This window comes from Pantoea sp. X-Soil-YNGN-775 (assembly GCF_059730575.1).
This window is the reverse complement of the sequence record NZ_AP035945.1, coordinates 3,366,797-3,384,467: the sequence shown is the minus strand read 5'-3', so window position 1 is coordinate 3,384,467 and position 17,671 is coordinate 3,366,797. Positions and strand designations below refer to the sequence as shown.

Annotated in this window: 17 protein-coding genes; 5 read left to right on the top strand and 12 right to left on the bottom strand. The window is 55.9% G+C overall.

All coding sequences use genetic code 11. The features are described 5' to 3' along the window. The first annotated feature begins 7 nt into the window (after positions 1 to 7). Positions 8 to 724: a YggN family protein gene (locus tag AC6I8I_RS15730; protein ID WP_312057600.1), complete on the top strand. Its 717-nt coding sequence runs from the start codon at positions 8 to 10 to the stop codon at positions 722 to 724. 39 nt (positions 725 to 763) lie between these two features. Here the strand turns inward: AC6I8I_RS15730 and hemW are convergent, their stop codons facing one another. From hemW to AC6I8I_RS15710, 4 genes are read right to left on the bottom strand one after another with little or no spacing between them, the layout of a single operon-like run. After that, positions 764 to 1,903, bottom strand: coding sequence for a radical SAM family heme chaperone HemW (gene hemW, locus AC6I8I_RS15725; RefSeq protein ID WP_497828052.1), 1,140 nt, complete (start codon positions 1,901 to 1,903; stop codon positions 764 to 766). Then, complete coding sequence (locus tag AC6I8I_RS15720) at positions 1,896 to 2,489, bottom strand: XTP/dITP diphosphatase (RefSeq protein ID WP_312057596.1); 594 nt, start codon at positions 2,487 to 2,489, stop codon at positions 1,896 to 1,898. The genes hemW and AC6I8I_RS15720 overlap by 8 nt, the downstream gene beginning before the upstream one ends. A gap of 21 nt (positions 2,490 to 2,510) precedes the next feature. Next, entirely contained in the window at positions 2,511 to 3,065 is a 555-nt protein-coding gene (locus tag AC6I8I_RS15715; RefSeq protein WP_312057594.1) for a YggT family protein, read from the bottom strand. A gap of 12 nt (positions 3,066 to 3,077) precedes the next feature. After that, positions 3,078 to 3,785 (bottom strand): YggS family pyridoxal phosphate-dependent enzyme, encoded by a 708-nt coding sequence (locus tag AC6I8I_RS15710; protein WP_312057593.1) that lies wholly within the window; start codon positions 3,783 to 3,785, stop codon positions 3,078 to 3,080. Positions 3,786 to 3,799: 14 nt separating this feature from the next. On the opposite strand from AC6I8I_RS15710, the gene AC6I8I_RS15705 reads away from it, so the two are divergent. Continuing rightward, the gene (locus tag AC6I8I_RS15705; protein ID WP_312758502.1) at positions 3,800 to 4,795 is read left to right on the top strand and encodes a type IV pilus twitching motility protein PilT; all 996 of its coding nucleotides are present in this window, start codon (positions 3,800 to 3,802) and stop codon (positions 4,793 to 4,795) included. Here the strand turns inward: AC6I8I_RS15705 and ruvX are convergent. From ruvX to AC6I8I_RS15675, 6 genes are all read right to left on the bottom strand, one after another. Beyond that, the gene (gene ruvX, locus AC6I8I_RS15700; RefSeq protein WP_312055983.1) at positions 4,789 to 5,208 is read right to left on the bottom strand and encodes a Holliday junction resolvase RuvX; all 420 of its coding nucleotides are present in this window, start codon (positions 5,206 to 5,208) and stop codon (positions 4,789 to 4,791) included. The two genes, AC6I8I_RS15705 and ruvX, sit on opposite strands and share 7 nt — an antisense overlap. Next, a complete protein-coding gene (locus AC6I8I_RS15695) occupies positions 5,208 to 5,771 on the bottom strand; it encodes a YqgE/AlgH family protein (protein ID WP_312055984.1) in 564 nt (187 codons plus the stop codon). Before AC6I8I_RS15695 ends, ruvX begins: the two co-directional genes overlap by 1 nt. An 87-nt stretch (positions 5,772 to 5,858) precedes the next feature. Further along, positions 5,859 to 6,803 (bottom strand): glutathione synthase, encoded by a 945-nt coding sequence (gene gshB / locus AC6I8I_RS15690; RefSeq protein ID WP_031375778.1) that lies wholly within the window; start codon positions 6,801 to 6,803, stop codon positions 5,859 to 5,861. 114 nt (positions 6,804 to 6,917) lie between these two features. Further along, positions 6,918 to 7,649 (bottom strand): 16S rRNA (uracil(1498)-N(3))-methyltransferase, encoded by a 732-nt coding sequence (rsmE, locus tag AC6I8I_RS15685; RefSeq protein WP_312055986.1) that lies wholly within the window; start codon positions 7,647 to 7,649, stop codon positions 6,918 to 6,920. A gap of 75 nt (positions 7,650 to 7,724) precedes the next feature. Continuing rightward, on the bottom strand, positions 7,725 to 8,432 hold the full coding sequence (gene endA / locus AC6I8I_RS15680; RefSeq protein WP_312758496.1) for a deoxyribonuclease I: 708 nt from the start codon (positions 8,430 to 8,432) through the stop codon (positions 7,725 to 7,727). Positions 8,433 to 8,510: 78 nt separating this feature from the next. Next, positions 8,511 to 9,023: a SprT family zinc-dependent metalloprotease gene (locus AC6I8I_RS15675; protein WP_312055987.1), complete on the bottom strand. Its 513-nt coding sequence runs from the start codon at positions 9,021 to 9,023 to the stop codon at positions 8,511 to 8,513. A gap of 282 nt (positions 9,024 to 9,305) precedes the next feature. Here AC6I8I_RS15675 and AC6I8I_RS15670 point away from each other — a divergent pair, with 282 nt between their 5' ends. Further along, entirely contained in the window at positions 9,306 to 10,415 is a 1,110-nt protein-coding gene (locus tag AC6I8I_RS15670) for a glycosyltransferase (RefSeq protein WP_497828051.1), read from the top strand. Then, positions 10,405 to 11,664 (top strand): O-antigen ligase family protein, encoded by a 1,260-nt coding sequence (locus AC6I8I_RS15665; protein ID WP_497828050.1) that lies wholly within the window; start codon positions 10,405 to 10,407, stop codon positions 11,662 to 11,664. The genes AC6I8I_RS15670 and AC6I8I_RS15665 overlap by 11 nt, the downstream gene beginning before the upstream one ends. A gap of 72 nt (positions 11,665 to 11,736) precedes the next feature. Here AC6I8I_RS15665 and AC6I8I_RS15660 read toward each other — a convergent pair whose 3' ends face one another. Both AC6I8I_RS15660 and metK read right to left on the bottom strand, forming a co-directional pair. Continuing rightward, positions 11,737 to 13,134, bottom strand: coding sequence for a sugar porter family MFS transporter (locus tag AC6I8I_RS15660; RefSeq protein ID WP_072051015.1), 1,398 nt, complete (start codon positions 13,132 to 13,134; stop codon positions 11,737 to 11,739). A gap of 453 nt (positions 13,135 to 13,587) precedes the next feature. Then, a complete protein-coding gene (gene metK / locus AC6I8I_RS15655) occupies positions 13,588 to 14,739 on the bottom strand; it encodes a methionine adenosyltransferase (protein WP_069728849.1) in 1,152 nt (383 codons plus the stop codon). Between the two features lie 845 nt (positions 14,740 to 15,584). On the opposite strand from metK, the gene speA reads away from it, so the two are divergent. Next, positions 15,585 to 17,561: a biosynthetic arginine decarboxylase gene (gene speA / locus AC6I8I_RS15650; RefSeq protein ID WP_072051014.1), complete on the top strand. Its 1,977-nt coding sequence runs from the start codon at positions 15,585 to 15,587 to the stop codon at positions 17,559 to 17,561. Positions 17,562 to 17,671 lie beyond the last annotated feature (110 nt).

The following is a 17,671-nucleotide window of genomic DNA, read 5'->3' as shown; positions in this document are numbered from 1 at the left end:
AGATTCAATGATGCGTAAAGCGCTTCTTGCTGTGCTGCTGGTAGCAGCGACTCAGGCCCAGGCTGCCTATGAATGCAGCGTTAAGCCACAGGATGATGTGGTGATCACGCCGCAAAGTGTGCAGGTGGTGGGCGCCAACGGCAATCTGCAAATTACGCCACAGGGCGAGGTGCAGTTTAACGGCCAGCAGGTATCACTGGATACCGCCGATCGGCAGAAAGCCATCGACTACCAGAGCGCACTGCGGCGCGATCTGCCGTGGATTGACAGCGGGGCGACGTCCCGGCTGGAAAAAGGGCGGGCGGCGCTGGATCGGGTGATTGTTGAGAAGCTGGGCGAGAACAGTAATGTACGTAATCGCCTGACCACCCTGAACGGCCAGCTGAAACAGCAGATGAACCGCATCATCGAACACCGGCCGGATGGCCTGACCTTCCATCATCAGGCGATCGACAAAGTGCGTGCCGACGGCGAACAGCTGGTGCAGTCAACGCTCGGTGGCGTGATGCAGGACAGCCTGAATGAGATGGGCAGTCAGCAGGCCAGCGGCGGCAGTAATCCGTTGCAGGCCATTATGGGTAATCTGGGCGGTCTGCAGCAGTCTATTCAGGCGGAGTGGAGCAAGCAGGAGCAGGATTTCCAGAACTTTGGTCACGAAGTCTGCAATCGCGTCATTTCGTTAGAAGACCAGCGCAAAGGATTGGTTGCCGGTCTGAAGAAATAATCCTGAGCCTCAGCCAGCTGGCTGAGGCTCAGTTGTTGGTTACTCTTCCGGCAAAAACAGCTCTAACAGCGAATTCAGGAACAATTTCCCTTTCTCACTGATCTGCCACTGCTCAGCGGTTTCCACCACATAACCTGCCTCAATCGCCGCATCCATCTGCGGACGAATCACCTGTTCCGCTAAACCGGTATAACCGGCAAATTCACTGCGTGGCGCGGCTTCCAGCAGCCGGAAGCGGTTCATGAAGTATTCGAACGGCTTGTCGATATCGGCGACGTCGTACTGTTTCTCGCGATAATTACCCTGCATAAAGCCACGCGGATGACGGGTCTTCACCGTGCGAACGATGCGGCCGTCGGGCTGAGTCAGTTTGCCGTGCGCGCCACAACCAATGCCGAGATAATCCCCGAAGCGCCAGTAGTTGAGGTTATGTTCACAGCGATAACCCGGTTTGGCGTAGGCCGAGGTTTCATACTGCTGATAACCGGCGGCGCTCAGCAGCTGGTGACCCTGCTCATAAATATCCCACAGCGCATCATCATCCGGCAGCACTGGCGGCCGTGAACCAAACAGGGTGTTGGGTTCGATGGTCAGCTGATACCAGGAGAGATGCGGCGGATTAAGCGCGATCGCCTGACGCAGATCGTCGAGCGCTTCGTCCAGCGACTGATCGGGCAGGCCGTGCATCAGGTCGAGGTTAAAGCTGCGTAAGGCTAATCCCTGCGCCAGCTTAGCGGCACGCTTCGCCTCGTCCGGACCGTGAATACGCCCCAGCCGCTGCAGTTTTTGTGGACTGAAACTCTGCACGCCAATGGAGATCCGGTTGATACCGGCCCGCTGATAGGCGCTGAAACGATCGGCTTCAACGGTACCGGGATTAGCTTCCATGGTGACTTCCGCGTCGGGTGCCAGCGCCAGACGCGAACGTACGCCATCCATCAGCAGCTGCATCGCACTGCCGCTCAGCAGGCTGGGCGTGCCGCCGCCGATGAAAATGGTGCGTACTTCACGGTCAGCGATCAGCGGTAAATCCTGCTCCAGATCGCGCAGCAGGTGCTGCACATACTCGACGTGCGGCACCTCATCTTTCAGCGCGTGGGAGTTAAAATCACAGTAGGGACATTTCTGTACGCACCACGGAATGTGGATATACAGACTTAACGGCGGCAGATTAGGCATTACGCATCGCTTCCAGCAACAGCGTCAATGCTTTACCCCGGTGAGAAACTTCACCTTTTTCCGCTTTGCTCAGTTCGGCTGCGGTTTTACCCAGCGCCGGAACGTAGAAAATCGGGTCGTAACCAAAGCCACCAGCGCCGGCCGCCGCGCGGGTAATCTCACCCTGCCAGCTGCCGTGGAACACCAGCGGCGTCGGATCGTCGGCGTGGCGCAGATAGACCAGCACGCAGTGGAACTGCGCCTGACGCTGGCCGTCTGGCACGTTTTCCAGCGCCTGCAGCAGTTTTTCGAGGTTCTGCCGATCGCTGGCCTCGTCACCGGCGTAACGTGCCGAGTAGATACCCGGCGCGCCGCCCAGCGCATCCACCGCCAGGCCGGAATCATCGGCGATCGCCGGTAAACCGGTGATCTGCGCCGCGTGACGTGCTTTGAGAAGGGCATTCTCAATAAAAGTCAGGCCGGTTTCTTCAGCCGATTCCACCCCGAGCTCGGTCTGGGCGACGATATCCAGGCCGAAGGCGGAGAGCAGATCCGCCAGTTCACGCACTTTGCCGGGATTGCCGGTTGCGAGGACAACTTTTTGCATAACAGTTCCAGTTTGGTTCATTTACAGCAGATACCAGAGACCCGGGAACAGGTCCATGCCGAGAAAGTTCAGGGCATACAGTACCAGGATGACGATCATTGCCGAGAAATCGATGCCGCCCATTGCCGGCAGCACGCGGCGAATCGGCGCCATCAGCGGTTCGGTCAGCTGGATCAGCACATAATCAATCGGGCCGCGACCCTGACTGATCCAGCTCATCAGTGAACGGATAATGATCACCCAGAACACCAGATAGCCGGCGGATTTGACCAGCGACAACAAGCCGACCAGCAGGTTGGTTGGATCGACCGAGAACACCCCGACCTGAATCAGCAACAGAATCGGATATTTCAGCGTCGTCAGGACAAACGCCAGCAGCAGCGAAGCAGTATCGATCGGGCCAAGCGCCGGCAGCACGCGACGCAGCGGCTTGACTATCGGCTGCGTCACTTTCACCACGAACTGTGCCAGCGGGTTATAAAAATCGCAGCGGGACCACTGCATCCAGATGCGTAACAGCAGCACCATGACGTAGAGATCGATCAGCGTTTTTACTAAAAACGTCAATGTTAACATGAAGTTCCTCTATTATTGTTGTGAGTTGCGCGCAGAGTCGCGTGCGCCAAAAATGGCGGTGCCGATGCGCACCATCGTACTGCCTGCGGCGATGGCCGCCTCCATGTCATCGCTCATTCCCAGCGAGAGCGTGTCGATAGCCGGATAGTCCTGCTGCAACTGCCGGAAGGCTTCAGCCATCTGCTGGCACACCGCCAGTTGCCGGTCATAATCACTTTCCGCTGCCGGTATCGCCATCAACCCGCGCAGGCGCAGCTGCGGCAGCGCAGCGATTTGCTGTGCCAGCCCGGAAACGGCATCCAGCATGATGCCAGATTTGCTGTTCTCGTCACTGATATTTACCTGAATTAACACATTAAGCGGCGGCAGCGTCGCCGGACGCTGATCGTTGAGCCGCTGTGCAATGCGCTGACGGTCAATGGTGTGACACCAGGCAAAGTTTTCCGCCACCAGACGACTTTTGTTCGACTGCAGCGGGCCGATGAAGTGCCACTCCAGCTGAGGATGTGCGGTCAGTGCCTGAACCTTTTCAACCCCTTCCTGAACGTAATTTTCGCCAAAGGCGATCTGACCGGCAGCGGCAGCTTCTTCGACTGCGCTCGCAGGTTTGGTTTTACTCACTGCAAGCAGCGTAATTTCTTCTGGCGCGCGGCCGCAACGCGCGGCGGCGGCGGCAATTCGCTGCCGCACTTGCTGTAGGTTGTGCTGGATTGAAGTCATAGTCAGGAGAAATTATGAATCTGGATGAAATGGTGGAGCTTAGTGTAAAGCATAATGCCGCCGATCTGCACCTTTGCAGCGGACATTTGCCCTACTGGCGACGTCACGGAAAGCTGGAGACGGTGCCGCAGCAGGTCAGACTGTCGGCCGCGTGGATGGCGCAGTTTATTGATCACCGGCTCGATGACCCGCAGCGTCAGCAGCTGGAACGCGACCGGCAGCTTGATTTTGCCCTGACGCTGGCAACCGGCCAGCGGCTGCGTGCCAGCCTGTTTATGCAGCGTAACGGCCTGTCGCTGGCGCTACGCATCATCGCCGCGCAGTGCCCGACGCTGGAAAGCCTGCGGCTGCCGCCGATAGTGCCGGCGTTGCTGGAGCAGCGCGATGGGTTGATCCTGATCACCGGCGCGACCGGCAGCGGCAAATCAACCACGCTGGCGGCGCTGGTGGATGCGCTGAACCGTCAGCAGGCGCGCCATATTATTACGCTGGAAGATCCGATTGAGTTTATCCATCACAGCCAGCAGTCACTGATTCAGCAGCGTGAAATAGGGCCACACTGCGCCTCTTTCAGCCTTGGGGTAAAGGCGGCGCTACGGGAAGATCCGGATGTGATCCTGCTGGGTGAACTGCGCGACAGCGAAACCATCCGTCAGGCGCTAACCGCGGCGGAAACCGGTCATCTGGTGCTGGCGACGCTGCACACCCGCAGCGCAGCGCAGGCGGTTGACCGGCTGGTCGATGTGTTCCCGGCTGAAGAGAAAGCGCTGGTGCGCAGCCAGCTGGCGGGCAGCCTGAAGGCGGTAATAGCCCAGCGGCTGGTGCCGTCGATCGATGAGAAACGCATCGGTCTGTTCGAGGTGCTGATAGCGACGCCCGCCATCGCTAACCTGATCCGTGAAGGCAAGATGCACCAGATCCCGGCGCTGCTGCAGACCGGCGCGCAGGCCGGTATGCAGACCTTTGAGCAGAGCCGGCTGGCCCGCCAGGCAGAAGGGTGGCTTCAGTAATGGTTCTCGAACCAGTCCTGCAGAATGATGGCGGCAGATTGTGAATCCACTGAGCCTTTGTTTAACGCGCGATAGCCGCCGCGTTCGAACAATCCGGCCCGTGCTTCGACCGTGCTGAGACGCTCATCCTGCAGCTCAACCCGGATGCCGAAGCGGCCGTGCAACCGGTTAGCAAACTTGCGCGCTCTGGCGGTCAGCGGCTGCTCGGTGCCATCCATATTCAGCGGTAAACCCACCACCACAAAATCGGGTTGCCACTCTTTCAGCAGCTTTTCGATTTGCAGCCAGTCGGGCGTGCCATCCTGCGCTTTGAGAGCCGCTAGCGGACGGGCGGTACCGGTCAGTTGCTGACCTACCGCGACACCAATACTTTTGGTGCCGAAGTCGAAACCTAACAGAGTTTGTGTTGACATCAGGCGTGTCCGGCGTCGCTGGCCATGTTGTGAATATCGACGCCAATACTGCGCGCCGCTTCGCGCCAGCGCTCTGAAATCGGCGTCTGGAACAGAATGTTGCTGTTGGCCGGCGTGGTCAGCCAGGCATTTTCCATCAGCTCATTCTCCAGCTGATCTTTTTCCCAGGCGCAGTAACCCAGCGCCACCAGCACGTTGTCCGGCTGAGAGGCGGTGCCAATCGACTCCAGTACGTCGCGGGAGGTGGTGATCACCGTATTATCTGAAATACGGATGCTGGAGGTAAACGTGCGTTGAGCCGAATGCAGGATAAAGCCGCGATCTTCCGCCAGCGGGCCACCGGTAAACACCGGCTTATCCAGTTTGATCGCCGGATCGCGATCCTCGGCAGAGATTTTGAGCTTCTTCAGAATGCCTTCAACCGTCAGGTTTTCCATCGGTTTATTGATGATCAGACCCATTGCGCCTTCTTCGTTATGTTCGCAGAGATAGACCACGGAACGTTTGAAGAAAGGGTCCTGCAGTGAAGGCATGGCAATCAAAAAGTGATGCTGTAAATTCATTCTCACACGATGTACCAAAAAAATAACCGGCACGCGACGGCCGCACCGGTATTGGGTTGATCTCGGAGCATGGCCCCGGCGTCATGCTCAGCCCAGGCGCTTCTCAATGGCATCCATCAACATGCCGGTGATGGAGATGGGGAAGGCTGCCTCAATTTCACGCACGCAGGTCGGGCTGGTCACGTTAACTTCTGTCAGTTTATCACCGATGATGTCCAGTCCGACAAAAATCAGCCCTTTTGCTTTCAGGGTCGGGCCGACGCGACGGGCGATTTCCCAGTCACTTTCACTCAGCGGACGGGCTTCACCGCGGCCACCTGCTGCCAGGTTACCCCGGGTTTCACCGCCCTGCGGAATACGGGCCAGGCAGTAAGGCACCGGTTCGCCATCCACCACCAGCACGCGTTTGTCGCCTTCTTTGATCGCCGGAATATAGTTCTGCGCCATGCAGAACAGGCTTTCATGTTCGGTCAGGGTTTCAGTGATGACGCCAAAGTTCGGATCGTCTTTCTTCACCCGGAAAATAGAGGCGCCACCCATGCCGTCCAGCGGTTTCATGATGATGTCGCCATGCTCCTGCCAGAAGGCACGCAGTTTCTCTTTGCTGCGGGTTACCAGCGTGTCCGGCGTGAACTCAGCAAACCAGGCGGTATAGAGCTTTTCGTTACAGTCGCGCAGGCTCTGCGGTTTGTTCACGATCAGCGTGCCCAGCTCTTCTGCGCGCTCCAGAATATAGGTTGCGTAGATGAATTCGGTATCGAATGGCGGATCTTTACGCATCAGTACCACGTTCAGGTCGGCGAGGGGGATCTCCTGCTCGCTGCCAAACTGATACCAGCTGTCCGGATTCTGCTCAACGCTTAACAGACGGGTGCGGGCAAACGCCACACCACCGCGCAGGGAGAGATCGCGCATCTCCATGTAGTGAATTTCATAACCACGGCGCTGTGCTTCCAGCAACATGGCGAAGCTGGTGTCTTTTTTAATATTGATGGACGAAATAGGGTCCATCACGATGCCAAGTTTAATCATTATTATCTCCTCAGGGAGGCGGCGGTTACCGTCTCGTCTCGTTCGGTCAGCAGTGGGCCGTTCAGTCAGCACGCCAGCGAACCGGCGTCTGTGACTGCCCGCTGGCAGTATCGCTTAACCCAGGTCGCCAAACCTCACCTGAAGTGCCGTAATGGCGGTCAGCGCGGTGGTTTCGGTACGCAAAACCCGTGGGCCAAGCAGGATGTCAGTAAAATCGTGCTGCGCCGTCATGGCGATTTCGTCAGCGGAAAGCCCGCCTTCAGGACCAATCAGCAGCCGCACCCGTTCAACCGGCTGCGGCAGCGTATTGATACTGTGGCTGGCGCGCGGATGCAGATTAAGCTTCAATCCGCTCTCTGCTTCAGCGCACCAGGCTTCCAGCGTCATCGCCGGACGGATTTCCGGCACGCGATTACGGCCGCACTGTTCGCAGGCGGCAATCGCAATCTTCTGCCACTGCTGAATCTTTTTAGCCAGGCGTTCAGCGTCCAGCTTCACGCCACAGCGCTCGGAAAATAGCGGCGTAATGACGTTCACTCCCAGCTCAATCGATTTCTGGATAGTGAACTCCATCTTTTCACCGCGCGACATCACCTGACCCAAATGCAGGTGCAACGGCGACTCGCGATCGTCCGGCTGGCTCTCTGTGACCGATACTTTTACACGCTTTTTATCAACATGCGTGATCTCTGCTGCAAAAGTCAGATTAGTGCCATCAAAGAGTTCCAGACGCTGTCCCGGCGACATGCGAAGCACCCGGCCGACGTGATTGGATGCATCTTCATCCAGCGTAATGTCACTGCCAACGCTCAACGGCCCGGCGTGATAGATGCGAGGTATGCGCATAAGGTTCCTGAGAACTAAGCGCCGTGTGGAATGACACGGCGTCATCGGGAAAAGAGCTAGTTTAGGGCAGGCTTTTTAGCGCTGGCAAGCCTGCTGCACATAAGGATTGTGATTGCCCTGTACCCGCGCGATGCGCTGGTCACGCTCACACTCCCATTTCGTCACCGGATAGAGCTTATTCCAGGCGGTAAACAGCTGGGTTTGCTGGCGCGAAATTCGCAGATGATACTGGTCACGCATATAGAAGTAGGTACGGGCAATCGCACCGCGTGCGCGCGCCGGTGGCTCTGCCTGCTTAAGTTTAAAGTCCACCTTCATCTCACACTGACCATACTGCTTTTCACTGCCGTTCCATTGACTGTAGGCGAAGTTGCCGCGGTCGCCATTTACTTCGCCGATAGCCGGTTGCAGGTTGTGCAGATCGGTTTCAATGCGACGATAGTCCGGGTCTTTACTGCAGTTTTTACGGCCGCCGTTTTGCCAGCATTGACGCTGGTGACCAAATTCCCACGCCGGCATAACGTGTTCCCACTCAATGCGTGCCGCACGATTGGCATTTTTACGCGGCTGATAGCCGCAGCTGTTCAGGTCAGGCAGGCCTTTTTTTCCCTGCCAGTTAATTTTACAGCCGCAGTAAAAAGACCCCGGCGCATCGGCGTTGAGTTCAGCGGCAAAAGCTTTGGCCTGCTGGAAATTGTTTTGATGGTAATTATTCAGGTTCAGGGCGTCAGCCGCAAAAGGAACCGATAACAGCGCAACGGCCAGACTAATGATGCGAGACATATTCCAGATTTCTACTCAGTGCTCTAAAAAGGGCGGCAGGGTAACAGAATGCGGAATCACGCGGAATGAGAAATCGGCTCAGGCGGACACAAACTCACCGGCTTTCAGCAGGCTGCCGCAGTGAACGCAGCGATATTCGCTCTCGCCGCGCAGTATCCGATTGTGACGGCGTACCGTGAGCTGATGCTGCTGGCACTGACAGCGATAAGCAAAGGTGCGGCTGCGGACTGACTGCACCTCGAACTGATGGGTTCGTCGCGCCGGCACGCCCAGCACCTGCTCCATCATCCACTTCCACTCTTTGCCGTGCGGCGCCACGCGACCGAATTGCTTCCACACCAGCAGATGCGCCAGTTCGTGCGGAATCACCTCCTCAATGAACGCCTGCTGGTTTTCCAGCAGCAGGATCGGATTAAGGCGGATTTCCCACGGCTCCAGCCAGGCGGTGCCGGCAGCGGTGCCGCGCTGCTGATAGAGCAGCGTTGGTTCAGGGTAGTTGGTTTTCAGTGCCAGATTGGCGCGCTCCAGCGCCTGACGCAGCGCGCGCATCACGGCCTGTTGCAGAGCAATGGGGAGACGAGGTGTTTTCATGGCGCTCAGAATAATCGGCGTCAGGCGGGAACTCAACCGGGCAGAACAGATCGCCGTTTACCGATGCCATTAATGTGCAGGCGGCCTGTTAGCGTTCTCTGCTCCGCCAGACCCGCGCGCACCGCGACGGCCGGGCTGAAACCGGCGCGGCAGCCCGCATCAGGCGTCAGGTGATAATTTTGGTTTAAATATTGTTATGCTCCTTTTTAGAATATCCTATGGTTAGCATTTGCCGCAGGGTGGATGGACGTCAGGTGAAAGGCACAGGGCACGGATAAAGCGATGAAAGATAATAATAACCTAAAGAAACAACGGATTGTGCTGGTCACTGATTTGATGGCGGGACGCGGTGGGATGGAGAACGTGACCGGTCAGCTGATCACGGCGCTGAATGCCGATGCGGAATGCGAGGCCGGGCTGTTTATCATCAACAGCGGCGAAGAGAGTCATTCACGCGCCTGGACCGCTAATGCGGTGCTCCAGGAAAGCGTCTGCACCCTGCGTAATAAAAAAATAAAGAACTTCATTCATACGCTGCGAATGGCCGCTTTTTTTCGTCGCTACCAGCCCGATCACGTCATTACCTTAAACACCATTCCCTGCCTGATGACGCGCCGGGCGATTACCCTCTCCGGCCGCAAAATCGTGCTGTCGAGCTGGATGCACCTGCCGCCGCGTGAGCGTTATCGTCCTCACTATCTGTTGCGCGCCGATCACCATTTTGCCATCAGTCAGCAGATCCGGCAGCAGCTGGTCGAGCTGGGTGCCAGCGCGGCGGATATTGACGTGATTTATAACCCGGTAAAACGCAACGACAGCGTGATCGGCCGGCCGGCGGAACTGAAATTTTTATATATCGGCCGGGTCCATTTTGAGCGCCAGAAGCAGCTTAAAGATCTGTTTGATGCGCTCAGCCTGCTTGAGGTGCCGTGGACGCTGGAGATTGTCGGCGACGGAGAGGATCTGGCGCGTTGCCAGGCGTATGTGGCGCAGCGGGGAATTCAGGATCGCATCAGCTGGCATGGCTGGCAGGAGAATGCCTGGGATTACGTGATCCGCGAGATTAAACAGGTCACCTGCCTGGTGATGACCTCCAACTTTGAAGGCTTCCCGCTGATCCTGCTGGAAGCGATGTCACGCGGCGTTTACTGCGTCTCCTCTGACTGCGTCAGTGGACCGGCGGAAATCATTAAGCCAGGCATCAACGGTCAACTGTACCAAAAAAATGACAGCGTAGCGCTGGCTGCCATTCTCAGTGCCCTGAGCGGGGAGGTTCACTATCCCGATCACCAGCTTATTAAACAGAGCATTACCGGTTTTTATGAGGAGAATTATATGAAGCATCTGAAGGACGTGCTTAACCGCCTCTCAGAGGTTAAGCATGACGAATAAGACCGAACTCAACGGATTGTCCTTAGCGGTGAATTTTTCTGTCATCGCGCTCTGCCTGGCGCTGGCGCTGAATATGTTCGTCACCGGCCTGCCACAAAAAATCTTCTACATTGTCTCTTACCTTTCCGTGGCGTCGATAGCCTATGGGCTGGTGCGCCGGAAAATCGCTTTTCAGCCAAACCGCTTTTTTATCGCCCTGTTTTTCGTGCTGATTATCTTTTCGCTGATTCGCCTGGTCTGGGCGATTCAGGTCAAAGCGATTGAAACCGCCCCTTCGGGCGACAGTATCACCAACATCAGCAACTATCTGCTGGGCGCTAAGCGCCTGCTGCTCGGTGCATTTGTGCTGTTGAGTTTGGCAATTTACAGCCAGCAGGTGTCGCTCAATACGCTGCGGGCAGGGAAAGTTTTGATCCTGCTGGGATTGCTGATCACCCTCGGCTTCGGCATTCATGAGCATCTCTATACCGCCAACGTGCGGATTAAGCTCACCACCGAAGCGGCCTCCATGTCCTCCTACATGATTCTGTTTATCTACTGCGCCTGGCTCTGGCTGAGCCGCTTTGAGACCCAGGCTTACTGGAAGATTGCGGACGTGGCCGCTTTGCTCGTCACCTTCGCGTTGCTCTATCTGTGCGGCACCCGGGTGACCATTATTGCCCTGGTCGCGGTTGGTCTGCTGTTCCTGTTACAGACCTATCGTCTGGCGATGCTGAAAAACTGGCGTGCCAGCGCGCTGGTGGTGGGTTTGCTGGCGGTGCTGGTGCTGATGACCAGTAACCGCTGGGTGGAAGGGGTGCAGGATATTGAGAACTACGGCTCCAACAGTTCAACGTCGCTGGGCGCGCGGGTCGCGATCTGGGGCGGGGCAGTTAACTTTATTCAGCATCATTCCGGTTTTGCGACTCCGGATGAGCGCACCACCCAGGCGCGTCAGTTTATTAGCGCGCACTACCCGAATAACCTTGAAGGCTACACCAACGTTAAATACAACATGCACAACGAGTTCCTCGAAGTTACCACCTTACAGGGATGGCTCGGGACCGCGTCGCTGGCGTTGCTGTATCTGGTGGCACTGGCGGGGGGAATGAAGCGCTGCGATCTGCGCGGGGTGGCGCTGCCGCTGCTGGCGCTGTTTGTCGCTGGACTGACCGATTCGGTGCTGCCCTATAACCAGACCGCCACCATTTTCATTATGGCGCTGGCGCTCTGCTGTTTACGGCTACCGGTAGCACCATCGCGGATCTAGCGTGAGGCGAGGGATAAAATAAAAACGGCGGGGTTTCCAGAGAAACCCCGCCGTTTTTTTTACGCTTGATGATTAATTCTGTGAACCGATGTCGCGCAGTTTTTTACCGGCCATCAGGTTACGTTCGATGTGCTCCAGCGAGACGTTTTTGGTCTCAGGAATCAGCATCACCGTCAGCAGAATGAAGAACAGGTTCAGCAGCGCGTAGACCCAGAAGGTATTGGCGTTGCCCAGCGTGTTCAGCATTGTCAGGAAGGTCGCACCGACAATCATGTTAGCGATCCAGTTGGTGGTGGTGGAAACGGTGATACCGAAGTCGCGGCCTTTCAGCGGCTGAATTTCGGAACACAGAACCCAGATCAGCGGACCGGCTGACATCGCAAAACCAATGATAAACATCAGCAGCATACCCACGGCGAAGTACTGCGCGCCTGGTGAATGGATGCCGAAATGCAGCATGGTACCCAGCACGCCCATACCGGCTGCCATCACCATAAAGCCGAGGATCAGGGTTGGTTTACGACCCCAGCGATCGACCAGGCCGATAGCGATAAAGGTGGCCAGTACGTTGATCAGACCAACAATTACCGTGCCCCACATCTGCTCAGTGGTATTAGTGAAACCGGCGATTTCGAAGATTTTTGGTGCGTAATACATGATGACGTTCATGCCGGTGAACTGCTGCATGACCTGCAACAGAATACCGAGGTAGACCGCACGACGGAAGTGGCTGCTGCTGGTGAACAGACCCCAGCCAGACTGCTTAATCTTCAGGCTTTCACGAATTTCATCCAGTTCACGCTTCGCCTGTTCGCTGGTGTCACGCAGACGGTCCAGCACCCGTTGCGCATCACGGAAGTTGCCTTTCGCCGCCAGCCAGCGTGGGCTGTTTGGCAGGAAGAAGACGCCAACCAGCAGCAGCAGAGCAGGAATGGTGATAATGCCCAGCATCCAGCGCCAGTTGCCGGTAAAGCTGAACGCGGTATCGGACAGGTAAGCGCCCAGGATACCGATAGTGATCATCAGCTGATAAAGCGAAATCATACTGCCGCGAATTTTTTCTGGTGCAATTTCAGAAAGATAAAGCGGGGCGGTGTAAGACGCGATACCGACAGCCAGACCCAGCAGAACGCGGGCGCTGATCAGCATTTCAGGGTTTGGTGACATAGCCGACCAGAGTGAACCAATCACGAACAGAATCGCGCCGGCCATCAGGCTCTTTTTACGGCCCAGGCGGGAGGACATCCAGCCACTGCCGATAGCACCGACCGCAGCACCAAACATCATGGAACTGACGATCCACTCCTGCTGATGGGCGGTAACGTTAAAGTCTTTTGCGATAAACGGCAGAGCACCGGCGATAACGCCGATATCCAGACCGAACAGCAGACCCGCAAGGGCCGCCAGAAAGCAGACAAATAAGGTCATCGCCTTATTTGATGTTCTGCTTTTGTGTGTATTGCCAGGCATTTTAGCCTCCAGGTTTATCCATCATTGTTTTTATCAATGTTAAAAAACTCTTTGCGCGAAAAAAGTGAGTCCGATCACATCAGTGTAATCGTTTACACACGCTGAAACCCTGAAATTCAGCATTTTTTGCCCGGAAAGGTTAATTAACCAGTGAGGTATAGCACTCATTAAGTTTCTGACAAGGCTCTATTTATTGGCTATCAGACGACGCTGAAAATAACGCATTTTCAGAAGAATAACTACGTAGAGTAAATCCTAAATAGCAGATAAACAAAGCGTTTCAAATTGTAATCGTTAACATTTTGTTGTCAGAAAAGGCGAAAAGAAGTGTAGCTGAGATCAGAAGATTTGCTGCAGGCAGGGCGCGTAACCGCGGATTTGAGGCTGACTGACCGGCATCAGGCATAAAAAAACCCTGCCGTCGTGGCAGGGTTTTGATCATTCCGGCTTAAATCAGAGGCCAGCGGCTTCGCGCAGCTGTGCCGCTTTGTCGGTTTTTTCCCATGGGAAATGTTCTCGACCAAAGTGACCGTAAGCCGCGGTCTCTTTGTAGATTGGGTGCAGCAGGTCGAGCATCTGAATCAGACCATACGGACGCAGATCGAAGAACTCACGCACCAGCAGCGTCAGCTGCTCAGTTGAAACTTTCTCGGTACCGAAGGTTTCAACCATGATGGAAGTAGGTTCCGCCACGCCAATCGCGTAAGAGACCTGAATTTCACAACGATCTGCCAGACCGGCCGCCACGATGTTCTTCGCGACGTAACGGGCTGCGTAGGCTGCTGAACGGTCCACTTTTGACGGGTCTTTGCCTGAGAACGCGCCGCCGCCGTGACGTGCCATGCCGCCGTAGGTATCAACGATGATTTTACGACCGGTCAGGCCGCAATCGCCCATCGGGCCACCGATAACAAAACGGCCAGTCGGGTTGATGTGATATTTGGTCGAGGCGCTCAGCCATTCTGCAGGCAGAACCGGCTTGATGATCTCTTCCATCACCGCTTCCTGCAGATCTTTCTGGCTGATGGATTCGGCGTGCTGAGTCGAAAGCACCACCGCATCGATGCCCACGATTTTGCCGTCGTCATACTGGAAAGTGACCTGGCTCTTAGCATCCGGACGCAGCCACGGCAGGGTGCCGTTTTTACGCACTTCAGCCTGACGCTGCACCAGACGGTGCGCATAGGTCACCGGCGCAGGCATCAGCACGTCGGTTTCATTGGTGGCGTAACCGAACATCAGACCCTGGTCACCGGCGCCTTGCTCCAGCGGATCGCTGCGGTCGACGCCCTGGTTGATATCCTGAGACTGTTTACCAATCGCGCTTAATACTGCGCAGGAGTTGGCATCAAAGCCCATATCGGAATGAACATAGCCGATTTCACGTACGGTGTTACGGGTGATCTCTTCGATATCGACCCAGGCGCTGGTGGTGATTTCACCGCCAACCAGAACCATACCGGTTTTAACGTAAGTTTCGCAGGCCACGCGTGCTTTAGGATCCTGTTCGAGGATCGCATCCAGCACCGCATCGGAGATTTGGTCGGCGATTTTATCAGGATGTCCTTCTGATACGGACTCAGACGTAAAAAGGTGTTTAGCCATTCTGTTCTTTACCTTACAAATGGTTTGAATTCGACTGCATAGCGCAAGTGAGTATCATCTGACTTAACGCCCCTTCAGGCAAAGCCGCGAGCAGTGAGGTTGTGTCAGCACAGCAGGCCAACACCGCCTGGATATTAACCTGTTTAGATGGAAAACCATCTGGACGGCTATTTTAGGTTACAGGATGAGCGAATTACCAGCCCTTTTTCTGTTTCAGCATTTTACCTGTTGGGCCTATCGGCATAATTTCCTGACACTCCACGCATTTCCCCGATAATCTTTTTGCTTTTTGCAGCTGTAAACTGTATAAAACGCCGCTGCTTTGGTAGCAGCAATCAGGATGACGCCAGATCGCGTCGCGCCCGTCAGACTCGCGTCTGGCTTTCACCCAGTTGTGTTCCATGTGCCGCTGGCATGTGTGGAGGTGATACGAGTAATGAACCACGTTTTCTCTTCTTGCGGTTCTGCGCGCTGCGGCGCTGCGCTGGCTGTCTCATGCCTCCCATCTCTTTCTCTGTCCTGCCGACAATATGTTCGATGCGGTAATTTTACCGACACGAGCGCCGGTTAATCTGTACCACTATCCTTACGGTTTTGTCTCTTCTCTGCGCGTGCGCAGCTGAACGACGCACGTTATCCGTGGTCCTCTTATACAAATCTGTTAAATGCGTTCGGTTTCAACGGATATGGCCAGGGTGTTTTACACTTAACTCTCATGCGTGAATCGCGCTGACGGCAACGTCAGGTGAACAGGACATTGCGTTTAATGTGGCAACGAATTTCCAGATTAGCGGCCAGAAAGCCGGTTAACAGTTTCATCTTTCAACGGAAAATTGAGGTTCGCGATGTCTGACGACATAAAGAATATCAAGGGTTCGTCAGCTGGCGAACAGGGTGCACTCCGCTCAATGCAGGAGGTAGCAATGAACGATCAGGATGCGAGCAAAATGTTGCGTACCTACAACATTGCCTGGTGGGGCAACAACTATTACGACGTCAACGAACTGGGCCACATCAGTGTCTGCCCCGATCCGGATCGCCCGGACGTGCGCGTCGATTTAGCCAGGCTGGTCAAAGAGCGCGAAGCGCAGGGCCAGCGTCTGCCTGCACTGTTTTGTTTCCCGCAGATCCTGCAACACCGTCTGCGCTCAATTAACGCCGCGTTTAAGCGTGCGCGTGAATCCTACGGCTACACCGGTGATTACTTCCTGGTTTATCCGATCAAGGTGAACCAGCACAAACGCGTGATCGAATCGCTGATCCACTCTGGCGAACCGCTGGGACTGGAAGCAGGCTCGAAAGCTGAGTTGATGGCGGTACTGGCGCATGCTGGTCAGACCCGTACCGTGATCGTCTGTAACGGCTATAAAGATCGCGAGTACATTCGTCTGGCGTTGATCGGCGAGAAGATGGGCCACAAGGTCTATCTGGTGCTGGAAAAAATGACCGAAGTCCGGCTGGTGCTGGAAGAGGCGGAGCGTCTGAACGTGGTGCCGCGTCTTGGCATCCGCGCCCGTCTGGCCTCTCAGGGCTCGGGTAAATGGCAGTCGAGCGGCGGCGAAAAGTCGAAATTCGGCCTGTCGGCGACCCAGGTACTGAAGCTGGTAGAGATTATGCGTGAAGCGGGCCGCATCGACAGCCTGCAGCTGCTGCACTTCCATCTCGGTTCGCAGATGGCCAACATTCGCGACATCGCCACAGGCGTGCGTGAGTCGGCGCGCTTCTACGTGGAGCTGGCGAAGCTCGGCGTTAACATCAAGTGTTTCGACGTGGGCGGCGGTCTCGGCGTGGATTACGAAGGAACGCGCTCGCAGTCTGACTGCTCAGTCAACTACGGCCTGAACGAGTATGCCAACAACGTCATCTGGGCGATTGGCGATGCCTGTGATGAGCACGGCCTGGAGCATCCTACGGTGATCACCGAGTCGGGACGTGCGGTAACCGCGCACCACACGGTTCTGGTTTCTAACATCATCGGTGTTGAGCGTAACGAGTTCAGTAACCCGGAAACGCCGGATGCTGATGCGCCGCGTCCGATTGTCAGCATGTGGGAAACCTGGCAGGAGATGCACGAGCCGAACACCCGTCGTTCGCTGCGTGAATGGCTGCATGACAGCCAGATGGATCTGTTTGATATCCATACCGGTTATTCGTCCGGCACCTACGATCTGAAACAACGCGCCTGGGCTGAGCAGCTCTATCTGAGCATCTGCCACTACATTCAGCAGCATCTTGATCCGAGCAACCGTGCGCACCGTCCGATTATCGACGAACTGCAGGAGCGGATGGCGGATAAGATCTACGTTAACTTCTCACTGTTCCAGTCGATGCCGGATGCCTGGGGTATCGATCAGCTGTTCCCGGTGCTGCCGCTGGAAGGGCTGAACAAGAAGCCGGAGCGCCGCGCCGTGCTGCTCGACATCACCTGTGATTCCGATGGCACCATCGATCACTACGTTGATGGCGACGGCATCGCTACCACCATGCCGATGCCAGAATATGACGTGGATAATCCACCAATGCTGGGCTTCTTTATGGTCGGCGCTTACCAGGAAATTCTGGGCAACATGCACAACCTGTTCGGTGACACCGAAGCGGTGGATGTCTATGCCCGTGAGAATGGCGACGTCGAAGTTCAGCTGTCGGACGAAGGCGACACCGTGGCGGATATGCTGCGCTACGTGCAGCTCGATCCGAACGAACTGATGGCGCTGTTCCGTCATCAGGTGCAGGCCTCCGATCTGGATGACGAGCTGCGGGCGCAGTTCCTCGAAGAATTCGAGAGCGGCCTGTACGGTTACACCTACCTGGAAGATGAGTAATCGGTTCAGATCGCCGGCAATCTCATATTGCAGTTGCCGGTGAAATGTCGATAATCTGACGCATACAATCCCTTCCTCGTCGGGCCTAACGACGCGGAGGGGATTTTTTT